14 protein-coding genes and 1 pseudogene are annotated in these 13,407 nt (G+C 71.1%); 6 read left to right on the forward strand and 9 right to left on the reverse strand.

Features of this window, described 5'->3' with window-relative positions; all coding sequences use genetic code 11:
* The 4 genes and pseudogenes from VK501_RS02020 to VK501_RS02035 form a co-directional block, all read right to left on the reverse strand.
* Window positions 1-152: pseudogene (locus VK501_RS02020) on the reverse strand (30S ribosomal protein S12); the annotation flags it as partial.
* Between the two features lie 109 nt (window positions 153-261).
* Window positions 262-1,395, reverse strand: a complete 1,134-nt coding sequence (ald, locus tag VK501_RS02025) for an alanine dehydrogenase (protein WP_324334120.1) — start codon at window positions 1,393-1,395, stop codon at window positions 262-264.
* A gap of 37 nt (window positions 1,396-1,432) precedes the next feature.
* A complete protein-coding gene (locus VK501_RS02030) occupies window positions 1,433-3,064 on the reverse strand; it encodes a PucR family transcriptional regulator (protein WP_324334122.1) in 1,632 nt (543 codons plus the stop codon).
* A 2-nt stretch (window positions 3,065-3,066) separates the two neighbouring features.
* The gene (locus VK501_RS02035) at window positions 3,067-4,446 is read right to left on the reverse strand and encodes an aspartate aminotransferase family protein (RefSeq protein ID WP_324334124.1); all 1,380 of its coding nucleotides are present in this window, start codon (window positions 4,444-4,446) and stop codon (window positions 3,067-3,069) included.
* 176 nt (window positions 4,447-4,622) lie between these two features.
* Here VK501_RS02035 and VK501_RS02040 point away from each other — a divergent pair, with 176 nt between their 5' ends.
* The 5 genes from VK501_RS02040 (at window position 4,623) to VK501_RS02060 (ending at window position 8,845) form a co-directional block, all read left to right on the forward strand.
* Window positions 4,623-5,639 carry an ABC transporter ATP-binding protein gene (locus VK501_RS02040; protein WP_324334146.1) on the forward strand — a complete coding sequence of 339 codons (1,017 nt, stop codon included), beginning with the start codon at window positions 4,623-4,625 and terminating at the stop codon, window positions 5,637-5,639.
* Window positions 5,636-6,832, forward strand: a complete 1,197-nt coding sequence (locus VK501_RS02045) for an ABC transporter substrate-binding protein (RefSeq protein WP_324334126.1) — start codon at window positions 5,636-5,638, stop codon at window positions 6,830-6,832. The genes VK501_RS02040 and VK501_RS02045 overlap by 4 nt, the downstream gene beginning before the upstream one ends.
* Before the next feature lie 12 nt (window positions 6,833-6,844).
* Complete coding sequence (locus tag VK501_RS02050) at window positions 6,845-7,744, forward strand: ABC transporter permease (protein ID WP_324334128.1); 900 nt, start codon at window positions 6,845-6,847, stop codon at window positions 7,742-7,744.
* 2 nt (window positions 7,745-7,746) lie between these two features.
* On the forward strand, window positions 7,747-8,571 hold the full coding sequence (locus VK501_RS02055) for an ABC transporter permease (RefSeq protein ID WP_324334130.1): 825 nt from the start codon (window positions 7,747-7,749) through the stop codon (window positions 8,569-8,571).
* A gap of 94 nt (window positions 8,572-8,665) precedes the next feature.
* Window positions 8,666-8,845 (forward strand): hypothetical protein, encoded by a 180-nt coding sequence (locus tag VK501_RS02060; RefSeq protein ID WP_324334132.1) that lies wholly within the window; start codon window positions 8,666-8,668, stop codon window positions 8,843-8,845.
* A gap of 98 nt (window positions 8,846-8,943) precedes the next feature.
* Here VK501_RS02060 and VK501_RS02065 read toward each other — a convergent pair whose 3' ends face one another.
* Window positions 8,944-9,471 carry a hypothetical protein gene (locus VK501_RS02065; RefSeq protein ID WP_324334135.1) on the reverse strand — a complete coding sequence of 176 codons (528 nt, stop codon included), beginning with the start codon at window positions 9,469-9,471 and terminating at the stop codon, window positions 8,944-8,946.
* Window positions 9,472-9,502: 31 nt separating this feature from the next.
* A complete protein-coding gene (locus tag VK501_RS02070) occupies window positions 9,503-10,396 on the reverse strand; it encodes a hypothetical protein (RefSeq protein WP_324334137.1) in 894 nt (297 codons plus the stop codon).
* 147 nt (window positions 10,397-10,543) lie between these two features.
* On the opposite strand from VK501_RS02070, the gene VK501_RS02075 reads away from it, so the two are divergent.
* Window positions 10,544-10,747: a hypothetical protein gene (locus VK501_RS02075; protein WP_324334139.1), complete on the forward strand. Its 204-nt coding sequence runs from the start codon at window positions 10,544-10,546 to the stop codon at window positions 10,745-10,747.
* A gap of 6 nt (window positions 10,748-10,753) precedes the next feature.
* On the opposite strand, the gene VK501_RS02080 is transcribed toward VK501_RS02075, so the two are convergent.
* The 3 genes from VK501_RS02080 to VK501_RS02090 form a co-directional block, all read right to left on the reverse strand.
* The gene (locus VK501_RS02080) at window positions 10,754-11,806 is read right to left on the reverse strand and encodes a GGDEF domain-containing protein (protein WP_324334141.1); all 1,053 of its coding nucleotides are present in this window, start codon (window positions 11,804-11,806) and stop codon (window positions 10,754-10,756) included.
* Window positions 11,803-12,906, reverse strand: a complete 1,104-nt coding sequence (locus VK501_RS02085; RefSeq protein WP_324334142.1) for a GGDEF domain-containing protein — start codon at window positions 12,904-12,906, stop codon at window positions 11,803-11,805. The genes VK501_RS02080 and VK501_RS02085 overlap by 4 nt, the downstream gene beginning before the upstream one ends.
* A gap of 110 nt (window positions 12,907-13,016) precedes the next feature.
* On the reverse strand, window positions 13,017-13,407 hold a 391-nt coding region (locus VK501_RS02090), incomplete at its 5' end, for a hypothetical protein (RefSeq protein ID WP_324334144.1).

The raw sequence follows: 13,407 nt of genomic DNA on the forward strand, positions 1-13,407 counted from the left end.
GGCGTGGTCGTGTAGACACGGGTGCAGACGCCGCGACGCTGCGGAGCAGCCATCTTCTTCTTGTTGCCCTTGCCGGACTTGAGACCGGGGGTGGACATCTTGCGCGGCTTGGGCTTGCGACCCTTGCGGACGAGTTGGCTCGTGGTGGGCATGCGGCGCGGGATGGTAGCAAGCGTTCGGGGCCTGTCCCGTTCCGACCCCGGGTGCCCTCGCGCTTGGTTACTCGCGCGTGACGACCAGCCCGGGTTCGATTCCGGGCGATCAGGCCGCGGCAGGGACCTTCTGGAGGGCGATCGCGGCGTCCACGGCCTCGAGCCCCTGGTCGGCGGCGACCGGTGCGTAGGTGATCTCGCCGGCGGCGACGTTGAGGCCGGCCCGGAAGCCCGGATCGGACGCCAGCGCCGCGTGCACGCCCTCGTCGGCGAGCTTGACGACGTAGGGCATGGTCGCGTTGGTCAGCGCGAAGGTCGAGGTGATTGGGACCGCGCCGGGCATGTTGGCCACGCAGTAGTGCGTGACGCCGTCGACCTCGTAGGTCGGATCGCTGTGCGTCGTCGGGCGCGAGGTCTCAAAGCAGCCGCCCTGGTCGATCGAGACATCGACCAGCACCGCGTGCTCCTTCATCAACCCCAGCTGCGCCCGCGTGATCACGTGCGGCGCCTTCGCGCCGTGGACCAGCACCGCGCCGATGACCAGGTCGACCTCGGGCAGCATCCGCTCGATCGACAAGGTCGTGGAGAACACCGTCGAGCAACGGTTGTTGAGCAGGAAGTCGAGCTCGCGGAGCCGGTCGATCGAGCGGTCATAGACATAGGTCTCGGCGCCCATCCCGATCGCGATCTCCGCCGCCGTCAACCCCACCACACCACCACCGATGACCATCACCTTGCCCGCCGCCACCCCCGGCACACCACCCAGCAACAACCCACGCCCACCCAACGGCTTCTCCAACATGAACGCCCCGGCCTGCGTGGCGATCTTGCCCGCCACCTCGCTCATCGGCGCCAACAACGGCAACCGCCCCCCGGCGTCGGTCACCGTCTCATAGGCGATGCACGTCGCCCCGGACGCCATCAACCCACGCGTCAACTCGGCATCCGGCGCCAGATGCAAATAGGTGAACAGGATGTGACGCGGCTCGAGCATCGCGACCTCCCCGGGCTGGGGCTCCTTGACCTTGACGATCAGGTCGCCGCCCGCAAACACCGCCGCCGCATCCGGCACGATCCGCGCGCCCTGCTCGACGTACTCGCCATCGGGGATCGCCGAACCCTCCCCCGCCCCCCGCTGGATCAGCACCTCATGACCACGATCGACCAGCTCACGCACACCCGCAGGCGTGATCGCCACCCGATACTCATCGGTCTTGATCTCGGTGGGCACGCCGACCTTCATGGCCTTCTCTGCACCTCTCGTGGGGGGACGGGTGTCGTCACTGGACGAGCTCGCGGCCGCGCAGGGCGAGCCAGAACTCGATGCGGTCGCGGGCGCTGGCGAGGTCGCGCCCCGTCAGCTCCTCGATCTTGCGGATGCGGTAGCGCAGCGTGTGGCGGTGGCAGTACAGCCGCCGGGCGGCGGCCTCCCACTGCCCGTTGCACTCGATGAAGGCCTCCAGCGAGCGCATCAGCTCGCCGCCGTAGTGGCCCTCGCCGGTCTCGATCGGCCCCAGCAGCGACTCGCAGAAGAGCCGCAGCGCGTCGGAGTCCTGCAGCGAGAGCAGCAGCTGGAAGGAGCCGAGGTCGCGGTAGGTCGCGATCGTCGGCTTGGCGCCGCCGGCCGCGGCGCCGTTGCCGTTGGCTTCGGCGGCGCCGACCGGGCGCCCGAGCGTGCGAGCCTCCAGCGCGCAGCGCGCCTCGTGGTAGGCGCGGCGCGCGTCGCCGGCGGCGACGGCACGGCCGGCGCCCGCCGCGGGGGCGGTGCCGCCGAGCTTGGCGACGACGCGGTCCAGCACGCGCTGGGAGAGCTCGAAGAGCTCCTCGTCCAGGAAGCCGGGCAGCAGCGCGCAGACGTGGCTGCCCGCGGTGGCGACCAGCCCGGAGACGGCCTCGTCGCGCAGCGCCGAGACCAGCGCGGCCTCGCAGGCCTCCGCCCCACCGCCCTTGCCGCCGGTCCGCGCCGGCGGCGACAGCACGATCGCGGTGACCCGGCCGCCGAGGCCGAAGGGCTCGAGGCGCCGGGCGAGGTCGGAGCCGGCGACCGTGCCGCTGATCAGCTCGCTGAGCACGTCGCCCGCCAGGCGGCGCTCGGTGGAGGAGGCGACGTGGCGGCGCAGCAGCTCCAGCGCGACGACGGTCACGGCCTGGTGCAGCACGACGCGGTCGAACTCCGACAGCCCGCCGGAGTCCTTGACGGCGACCAGCCAGGCCTGCGGCAGGCCGGTGGTCTCCGCGCCGGCGACCGGCAGCGCCAGGGCGCGCGGCGCCAGCTCGGGGTGCGACGGGACGAACCCGCGCGCCTCCGTGCGCCGCGCACGCTCGCGCAGCTCGGCGCCGACGGCCGCCAGCGCGCCGTCGGGCAGCTCGCGGCGGAACGCGTGCACCGCCTGCGGCTCGCCGCGGCCGTCGAAGACGACCGTCGTCCCGCCGATCAGCGTGGCGAGCGCAGCGGCGATCGCGTCCAGGCCGCGCTCGGAGAGGACGATGCGCTGGAGGCGCTCCTGCACCGCGATCGACCGCTGCAGCAGCGCGTACTGCTCGTTGACCAGGCGGGCGAACGCCTTCTCGGTGACGGCGATGAACGGCGTGTCGTATGGGATCTCGACGATCGGGAAGTCGCGCTCGGCGGCCGCCTCGATCAGGGCCTCGGGCACGGACTCGTGCCCGAAGCCGATGCCGAAGCCCAGGCCGGACAGGCCGTGATCGGCCAGGCGCGTGATGAACGCGCGCTGTGCCTCGGGCGTGTCGACCGCCAGGCCGGTGGTGAGCAGCAGCTCACCACCCGAGAGCCAGGGCGTGGGGTCCGCGAGCTCGGAGATGTGGACCCAGCGCACCGGCGCGTCGAGGTTCGCCTCGCCGGCGAGGACCCCGACGTCCAGATCCCGCAGGAGCTCGCGGACGGTCAGCATCGCTAGCGGACGGACATCCTTCGGGATGCCTCCTCGAGGACCGGACGCAGCACGCCCTCGATCTCGGCGAACTGCTCGGGGCCGGCGATGAGCGGCGGCGAGAGCTGGATGACCGGGTCGCCGCGGTCGTCGGCGCGGCAGATCAGGCCGCGCTCGAACAGCTCGGCCGACAGGTAGCCGCGCAGGAGCGTCTCGGACTCCTCGTGCGAGAAGGACTCCTTGGTGTCCTGGTTCTTGACGAGCTCGACGGCCTGGAAGAAGCCCGCGCCGCGGACGTCGCCGACGATCGGGATGTCGCGCAGCGAGTCGAGCATCCCGCGGAACGCCGGCTCGCTGGTCCGAACGTGCTCGTTGAGGCGCTCGTCCTCGAAGACCTCGATGTTGGCCAGCGCCACCGCCGCTGCGACCGGATGGCCGCCGAACGTGAGTCCGTGGGTGAAGGAGGTCGTGCCGTGGGAGAACGGCTCGAAGATCCGGTCCGAGGCGATGACGGCGCCCATCGGCGCGTAGGCGGACGTGATGCCCTTGGCCGTCGTGATGATGTCGGGCTGGTAGTCGAAGCGCTGGGCGCCGAACCACTCGCCCAGGCGGCCCCACGAGCAGATGACCTCGTCGGAGATGAAGACGACGTCGTAGTAGTCGGCGATCTCGCGGACGCGCTGGAAGTAGCCCTCGGGCGGCACGAAGCAGCCGCCGGCGTTCTGGACGGGCTCGAGGATGATCGCCGAGACCGTGCTCGGGTCCTCGAGCTCGATGCGGTGCGCGATGGCCTCGACGAGCTCGTCGGCCCGGTGGCCCTCGGGCAGCCGGTACGTGTTGGTGTTCGGGACGTGGCAGCCGCCGGCGGGCAGCGGCTCGAAGGGCGCGCGGAGCGTCGCGATGCCGGTCGCCATCAGGGCGCCCATGGTCGTGCCGTGGTAGGCGGTCTCGCGCGCGATCAGCTTGTACTTGGTCCCGTTGCCGCGGAGCTTGTGGTACTGGCGGGCGAGCTTGAGCGCCGACTCGACGGCCTCGCTGCCGCCGCTGGTGAAGAAGACGCGGTTCAGGTCGCCCGGCGCCAGCTCGGCGATCTTGGCCGCCAGCTCGATCGCCCGCGGATGGGCGTAGGACCAGTTGGTGAAGAAGGCGAGATCCTTGGCCTGGTCGGCACCCGCCTGCGCCACCTCGGCGCGGCCGTGGCCGATGTTCGTGCAGAACAGCGAGCTGAGCCCGTCGAGGTATCGCTTGCCGTGCTGGTCCCACACGTAGCAGCCGTCGCCGCGCACGATGATCGGCACCTCGGCGCCGTCCTCATAGGAGCCCATGCGGCTGAAGTGCATCCACAGGTGTCGCTTCGCGAGCTCCTGGAGCTCGGCGTTGCTCGTCTCGGCCGTCAGCGCCATGAAGAGCCTCTCCCCTTTCCGGTTGTCCGATCCGTCGGGTCGATGGTCGCAATGGACAACCGTACCCGGGCGACAAGCATCGCGCGTCAACACACGCCGCGATGGCCCAAGGTCGGTTCAGATTTGTGCCACTCAGTCGAACCGGGATGCTGGGAGGGTGACTCCAGTTGGACACCATGCACGACATCCGGCTGATCGAGCTCGCCAAGCGCTACGGCGACGTCCAGGCCGTCGACGGGATCAGCCTCGACGTCGCCCACGGTGAGTTCTTCACGTTCCTCGGCCCGTCGGGGTCCGGGAAGACCACCACGCTGCGGCTGATCGCGGGCTTCGAGCTGCCCGACGCGGGCCGGGTCGAGCTCGGCGGCCACGACGTCAGCCGGGTGCCCGCCTACGCACGCGACGTCAACACGGTCTTCCAGGACTACGCGCTGTTTCCGCACATGACCGTCGCGGACAACGTCGCCTACGGGCTGCGGATCAAGGGCGTCGCCAAGGCCGAGCGCCGCACCCGCGCCGGGGAGGCGCTGGAGCTGGTGCGGCTGCCGGATGTCGGCGCACGCAAGCCGTCGCAGCTCTCCGGCGGTCAGCGCCAGCGCGTCGCGCTCGCCCGGGCGATCGTCAACCGCCCTCGCGTGCTGCTGCTCGACGAGCCGCTGGGGGCGCTCGACGCCCAGCTCCGCCACGGGATGCAGGTCGAGCTCAAGCGCATCCAGAGCGAGGTCGGGATCACGTTCGTCTACGTGACCCACGACCAGGAGGAGGCGCTGACGATGAGCGACCGCCTGGCCGTGTTCGACGCCGGGAGGATCGTCCAGGTCGGCGCGCCCGCCGACGTGTACGAGCATCCGGCGACCGAGTTCGTCGCCGGGTTCGTCGGCACCTCGAACCTGCTCGAGCGCGCCGGGCGCCGGTTCACCGTCCGCCCGGAGAAGATCCGGCTGCTGACCGACGGCGCCACGAGCGACGGCCTGGTCACCGAGCACGGACGGGTCACCGACGTGAGCTACGTCGGGCCGCTGACGCGGTATGTCGTCGCCCTCCGGGAGGGCGGCCAGTTGCAGGTCGTGGCACAGAACCTGGAGACCTCGTCCGCGCAGGCGCTCGAGGAGCAGGGTCGGGAGGTCAGGGTGGCCTGGCGCGAGGAGCACACCTCCGCCATCGCAGTTCAACCGGAGGAGGAAGGTCCATGAAGATCCGCATGTGGTTCGCGGTCCTGTCCGCGGCGGCGCTGTTGATCGCCGCCGGCTGCGGCGGCAGCGACTCCAGCAGCGGCAGCGCCAGTGGCTCGGTCAAGCCGGGCAGCGACGCCAAGCCGATGGCCAAGCTCGGCGCCGGCGAGGGCAAGCTCAGCATCATCGCCTGGGCCGGCTACGCCGAGGACGGGTCCACCGACCCGAAGGTCGACTGGGTGACGCCGTTCGAGAAGCAGACCGGCTGCCAGGTCGACGTCAAGATCGGCAACACCTCCGACGAGATGGTCACGCTCATGCGGACCGGCCGCTACGACGGCGTGTCGGCCTCGGGCGACGCGACGCTGCGGCTGATCGCCGGCGGCGACGTCGCGCCGGTCAACACCGACCTCGTCCCCAACTACAAGGACGTCTTCGCCGGCCTGAAGGACAAGCCCTTCAACTCGGTCGACGGACAGATGTACGGCATCCCGCACGGCCGCGGCGCGAACATCCTGATGTGGAACTCCAAGAAGATCGCCCAGCCGCTGGACTCGTGGGCCGCGGTCTTCGACGACGCGTCGCAGCACAAGGGCAAGGTCACGGCCTACGACAGCCCGATCTACATCGCCGATGCGGCGCTGTACCTCAAGGCGACCAAGCCGGACCTGAAGATCGACAACCCCTACGAGCTCGACGACCAGCAGTTCCAGGCGGCGGTCGACCTGCTCAAGGCCCAGCGGGTCAACATCGGCGAGTACTGGGCCGACTACACGAAGGAGCAGCAGGCCTTCGCGAACGGCAACTCCTACGTCGGCACGACCTGGCAGGTCATCGCCAACCTGCTGGAGGGCGACAAGGTGCCGATCAAGACCACGCTGCCCAAGGAGGGCTCCACGGGCTGGTCGGACACCTGGATGATCTCGTCGAAGGCCAAGCACCCCAACTGCATGTACGAGTGGATGAACTGGATCATCTCGCCGAAGCCCAACGCCGAGGTGGCGGAGTGGTTCGGGGAGGCTCCGGCCAACGCGAAGTCGTGTGCGCAGACGGAGGTCAAGGATCACTGCAAGATCTTCCACGCCGCCGACGAGGCGTACTTCGACAAGGTCTCGTTCTGGACGACGCCCCGCAAGGACTGCGGCGACGCTCGCGGGGCCACGTGCAAGGACTACTCCGCCTGGGTGCAGGCCTGGACGGACATCAAGGGCTAGCGACGGACCCGGTTGGCCGCCACGGTCGACACGAAGCCCACGAGGAGGTCGGCGGGCCGGCGGCTCGCCGACCTCCTCCACGGGCACCGTCGCGCCCAGGTCGGGCTGCTGCTGGCCGGCCCGCTGGGCTGGCTGGTCATCGCCTACCTGGGCTCGCTCGCCGTCCTGTTCGTCGCCGCGTTCTGGCAGCTGGACGACTTCAGCGGCCAGATCGTCCACTCCTACTCGCTGGCCAACTTCGAGACGCTCTGGGAGGGGCAGGTCTACCGCGAGATCGTCCTGCGGACGGTCGGCGTGGCGGCGGCGGTGACGGTCACCGACGCGATCCTCGCGTTCCCCATCGCGTTCTACATGGCCAAGGTCGCGACGCCGCGGGCCCGCGCGGCCCTGACCGTCGCCGTGCTGATGCCGCTGTGGGCCAGCTACCTGGTCAAGGTCTACGCGTGGCGCACGATCCTCAACGAGGACGGCATCCTCAACTGGGCGCTGGGGCCGTTCGGGCTCAAGGGGCCGGGCTACGGGATCGTGGCCACCTGGCTGGTCTTCAGCTACCTGTGGCTGCCCTACATGGTGCTGCCGATCTACGCCGGGCTCGAGCGGATCCCGAACTCGCTGCTGGACGCCTCCGGCGACCTCGGCGGCAAGCCCGGCACGACGTTCCGGCGGGTCGTGCTCCCGATGGCCTTCCCGGCCGTGGCGGCCGGGTCGATCTTCACCTTCTCGCTGACGCTCGGCGACTACATCACGCCGCAGCTCGTCAGCTCCAAGCAGTTCATCGGCAACGTCGTCTACGCGAACGTCGGCGTGGCCAACAACCTGCCGCTCGCCGCGGCGTTCGCCACCGTGCCGGTGGTCGTCATGGTCGTCTACCTCCTGGTCGCCCGGCGGCTGGGAGCCTTCGAGCAGCTGTAGCCATGCACCTGTCCCGCGGAACACGCTGGGCGCTGCGCGCCGGAACTGCGCTGACGCTGGCCTTCCTCTACGCGCCGTTGATCGTCATCGCGATCTACGCCTTCAACGACCGGCGCACCGCGACGTGGCCGCCGCCGGGCTTCACCCTGGACTGGTTCGACAAGGCCTTCCACAACCAGGGGGTGCGCGACGCGCTGTGGACGTCGGTGCAGGCCGGCATCGGCGCCACGCTGATCGCGCTGGCGCTGGGGACGCTGGCCGCGTTCGCCGTCGCCCGCTACCGGTTCTTCGGGCGGGAGGCCGTGTCGTTCTTGGTGATCCTGCCGATCGCGCTGCCGGGCATCGTCACCGGCATGGCGATGAACTCGACGTTCACGCAGGTCCTCGGCGTCGACCTGACGCTCTTCACGATCATCGTCGGCCACGCGACCTTCTGCATCGTCGTCGTCTACAACAACGTCGTCGCGCGGCTGCGGCGCACGAGCGCCTCGTTCGAGGAGGCCTCGGCCGACCTCGGCGCCCACACGTGGCAGACCTTCTGGTTCGTCACGTTCCCGCAGCTGCGCTCGGCGCTGGTCGCCGGTGCGCTCCTGGCCTTCGCGCTGAGCTTCGACGAGGTGATCGTCACGACGTTCACCGCGGGCGATCGCGAGACGCTGCCGATCTGGATCCTCTCGAACCTGTCGCGCCCCAACCAGCTGCCGGTGGTCAACGTCGTGGGCGTCGTGGTGATCCTGCTGTCGATCATCCCGGTGTACGTCGCGCAGCGGATCACCTCCGATCCGGTCACCAGCCCCGGCGCGGTCGCCGCCGGTCCACCCCCGTGATCGGGCGTCCGCGGCAGGACAGCGGGGCGGCTTTCCGATCGCGACATCGCCGGTTCTTGTCACAGAACCGCCGCTCACACGTACTTAAGGGTGCGTGCCTTACGTCTCCTGCCCCACCTGCCGGTTGGCCAGCTATGCCGTGACGCCCCACAGCGGCCATCCGCTGTGCCCCCACTGCGACGCCGAGCTCTTCCCGGCGTCGTCGCCCATGAGCGCCGTTGCGCCGCCGTCCACCGACGCGCAGGAGCCCGGCGCGTCGGCCCGCGCGGCCTAGGCGAACACTGGCCCAGAGGGCCAGGTTCCCTTGCGGGTCTTCGCCCAGGGGGCGAAACCCGCGGCGGGTTAGGGACCCACGCTCCTTTGGGGCGCCGTCTACGAGGTCGTCACGGGCGCACTGTCGAGGTCGGTCAGCGCGTAGTCCAGCGCGTGGAAGGCGCGGCGCGCGGCGACGAGGTCCGCCCGCGTCGACGGCGACACGACCCGCCCGCTGTCCAGCAGCCGGTTGGCGCCCTTGACGTCCCCGCGGGCCAGCGCGGTGCGCGCGCGGTCGAGGTCGGCGGCGAACCCGCGTACGCCCGCGACGTAGCGCGCCTGCGCGCGGCGCGCCTCCGCGGGCGGCTGCAGCCCCTCGATGCGTCCCGCCCAGGCCCGCAGCAGCCGCTGCAGCGCCGCGACGCGCTGCGCCTGGTCCGCCGCGGGCGCGTCGGACGGCAGCTCCTTGCCGACGCCGTACTTCGGCGCCAGCCCCGCCGCGCTCACGTTGAACGCGTGGACGTACTCGCCCTTGTCCAGCGGGCCGGTGGGCAGCTGCCGCACCTCGGTCTGCGGACGGCCGCAGCCGGCCGCGGTCAGCGCCGCGGCGAGCACGAGGAGGAGAACGCAGACGGGGCGGCGGGTCATGCCGCCCGCAACGCTACGGGTTGGACGCCGCTCAGGCCGCGGCGGTGCCCGCGGCGACCGGGCCGGAGGCGGCGCGCGGGGCGGGCGTCATCGCGGAGGCCACGATGACCAGCAGGAAGGCGACGGCCTGGAGCACGATGCCGAAGGTCGAGCCGGGCAGCGGGTCGCCGAAGACGATGATCCCCGCGGCCACCGTGGTGACGTTGGCGGCGGTGCCGGTGATGGCGATGACCGGGACGGCGTCGCCGTCCTGCAGGCCACGCGCCGAGGAGAAGAAGGCGGCGACGGACGCGGCGATCGTGACGTAGAGCCACGGGCTGGCCGCGATGCTCAGCAGGCCCGCGTCGCCCGCGATGCCGGTCAGCGCCTTGATCGCGACGTCCGAGACGCCGAACAGGACGCCCGCGGCGGCGCCGAGCATGACGCCGTGGTGCTGGGCCGGAGCACCAACGCGCGGCCCCATGATGAGCAGGCCGCCGATCCCGAACAGCCCGGCCTCGAAGGCGATCATCGCCGGGGTCGAGAAGCTGCTGTGCGCGCCCTCGTGGTTGGTCGGGAACGTCACGGCCAGCAGCACGAGGCCGAGGCACGTGAGCGCCAGGCCCCACCACTGGCGGTTGCCCACGGACACGCCGAAGAGGCGGTCGGCCATCACGCCGATCATCACGACGCCGCCGGCCAGGACGACCTGGACCACCGAGATCGGGGCCACCGCAAGGGCGGCCACGTGGAACACCCACGCGCTCGTGGCGATCGCCATGCCGATGGCGAACCACTTGGACGAGTACAGGTTCCTCGCGGTGCGAAAGGGGCGACGGATGTCGACCTTCGCGCACTCGCAGGCACCGCGGTGCTTGAAGAAGAACCCGAGGTTCGAGACGAAGGCGCAGATCAGCGCGAGAAGGATGCCGAGTTGGATCGTCATGCAGTGGTGGTGGGGGCGAGTACGGCGGTCAAGCGTTGTGGGCACAGATGGACCCAGCCGACCGATCTCTCACCCCAGACATCGGCACAGCCGCCGAACCGCTTGACCCAAACGGTCCTCGCAGAGCGTAGCGGTCTCATTTCTCGGATGCGTAAGGATTGCTGCCACGCGGCAGAATCCCCGCAAATGTGCGGCAAACCGCTGCTGTTCTGCGACATCGACGGCGTCATCTCGCTCTGGGGCTTCCCGGTCGACACTCGTCCACCCGGCGTTTACGCCGTCGTGGACGGCATCTCCCACTTCCTTTCCACCCTGGCGGGCGACCACCTTCTGGCCCTGTCGACCCCTTGACAGACGCTACGGGCTGACGACCACCCGGTCGCGTCCGGCGTCCTTGGCGGCGTAGAGCGCCGCGTCGGCCCGGGCGTACTGCGTGTCGAGGTCGAAGCCGCCCGCGCCGGAGAGGGCGACGCCGAAGCTCATCGTCACGTGCTGGCCGGCGATGGGCATGCCGCGGACGACCTCACGCAGCTTCTCGGCCAGCTCCTGCGCCTCGGCCTCCGTGGCTCCCGGCATCAGCACGATGAACTCCTCGCCCCCCAACCGGTAGGCGAGGTCGTACGCGCGCAGCGCCGTACGCCAGCGGTAGGCGATCTCGCGCAGGACCGCGTCGCCGACCTGGTGGCCCTCGCGGTCGTTGATCGCCTTGAAGTGGTCGAGGTCGCCGACGACGACGCCCACCGGGCGGCCGCTGACCTCGGACTGCAGCTCCAGCTCGCGGCCGCGGGCGGCCAGCGCCTTGCGGTTGAGCATCTGCGTCAGCGGGTCGACGATCGCGTCGGCGCGGTGCTCGACCTCGGACCGCATGAGGGCCGAGCCCACCAGCGCGATCCCGCACACGAGCGACAGCGGGAAGGCCAGCAGGAACGGCGCGTCGGCGACGCGCTGGGCGTCGACCCCGGCGGTCGCGGCGACCAGCAGGCCGGCCGTCAGCGCGACGGCCGCCGCCAGCCCGCGCGGCGTGAAGCGCCCGACGCCGGTGGCGATCGGGATGCCGAGCCACATGACCATCGGCGAGTCCGGGCCGCCGGTCAGCGCCGCGGTCAGCGCGACCATCACCTGCGTGAACGACCACGCCAGGGCGTACACGATCTCGGCGTGGCGGGTGTGCCCGAGCAGCCGGTCGGCCAGGAGGAAGGCGACCACGACGGACGGCAGCATCGCCACCGGCAGCCACCCCAGCTCCGGGATGCACGCCATGATGACCAGCGCCTGCAGCGCGAAGGTGATCTGGCGCGCGGTGCGCGGGCGGCCGTCGACCTCCTGCAGCCGCGCGCGGACCGCGTGGTCGATGAGCCAGGTGTCCTCGGCGGCCGGATCGAGCGCGGGCATGGTCGCCACGGGCGTCATGCAGCCGCCTCCTCGAGCGAGGACTCGGGCGCCGCCGCCGCGCGCGGGCCGCCGCAGACGCGGTCGCGCCCGCCCCGCTTGGCGGCGTACAGCGCCGCGTCGGCGCTGGCGTACAGCGTGTCGAAGTCGAACGCCTCACCGTCGGCCGAGGCGGCCACGCCGAAGCTCATGGTCACCGACTGGCCGGCGATCGGCGCGGCGCCGACCGACGCGCGGAGGCGCTCGGCGACCTCCTCGGCCTCCTCGACGGTCGCGCCCGGCAGCAGCACGAGGAACTCCTCGCCGCCCAGGCGATAGGCCATCTCGTAGGCGCGCAGCGACAGCCGCCAGCGGAACGCGACGTCGCGCAGGACCGCGTCGCCGACCTGGTGGCCGGCACCGTCGTTGACCCGCTTGAAGTGGTCGAGGTCGCCGAGGACCACCCCGACCGGCCGCCGGGTGAGCTCGGTCTGCTGCGCGAGCTCCGCGGCGCGCGTGACCAGCGCCTTGCGGTTGAGCATCTGCGTCAGCGGGTCCATGACGGCCTCGGCGCGCTGGGCGACCTCGGTGTGCATGTGCGCCCAGCCGAACAGCGCGACGCCGACGATCAGCATCGCCGGGAACAGGACGAGCGACGGACGCGACGCGACGCCGCTCGGGTCGTAGCCGGCGGTCACGCCGACGAGCATCACCAGCGTCACCGAGACGCCAGCGACGATCCCGCGCGTCGTGAACCGCCCTGGCAGCGACGACACCGCCAGCGCGTACCAGAGGATGCACGGCGCAGTGGGGCCGCCGGTGATGAGGGCGCCGACCGTGATCGCCACGAGCGTGCCGGTCCACGCGATCGCGTACGGGATCTCCGGGCGCGCGACGCGCGACATGCGCCGGTCGCAGACGCCGAACAGCACGGCGACCGCCACCATCGGCGCAGGCGTCCACCAGCCGAGCCAGGGGGCGCAACCGAGCAGCACGGCCAGCTGTAGCACGAACGTCACGTTGCGCAACGTGCGCACGCGCGGGCTCATGTCGAGCATGCGCTCGCGCCCTACGTCGTCGGTCAGCCATGTCGCCGGGGCGGTCCCCTGGCCGGTGCCGTCTACGGCGACCGGATCCGTCATCCCCATGGGTCTCTGATCGGCCGCGGGCGGTGCGGGTTGAGGAGGTTTGGACGCACGGAGGGCGCCCTCGCGGGCGCCCTCCGGTCCTGCGGATGCTGTCTCGGTTCGAGCTAGGACTCGTTGGAGTCCGACGGCACGTCCAGCTCGGCGAGCTCGTCGGCGAACCCGGTGTCGCCACCGGCGCCGATGTCCTCGAGCTGCGCGAGGTCCTGGTCGAACCCGGCGCCGAAGCCGCCGAGCGTGTCACCGTCGCCGAGGCCCAGCTCGGCGGCGATCTCGTCCTGGTCGAGCAGGCCGACCTCGTCCATCGCGCGCGGCAGCGGCTCGGACGGCTCGATCTCGATCCGCCGGTACCGCTTGAGGCCCGTGGCGGCCGGGATCAGCTTGCCGATGATCACGTTCTCCTTGAGGCCGTTGAGGGTGTCCTTCTTGCCCTCGAGCGCGGCGTCGGTGAGCACCTTGGTGGTCTCCTGGAAGGAGGCCGCCGACAGGAAGGAGTCC

This window comes from Baekduia sp., from assembly GCF_035318805.1.
GTDB lineage: Bacteria > Actinomycetota > Thermoleophilia > Solirubrobacterales > Solirubrobacteraceae > Baekduia.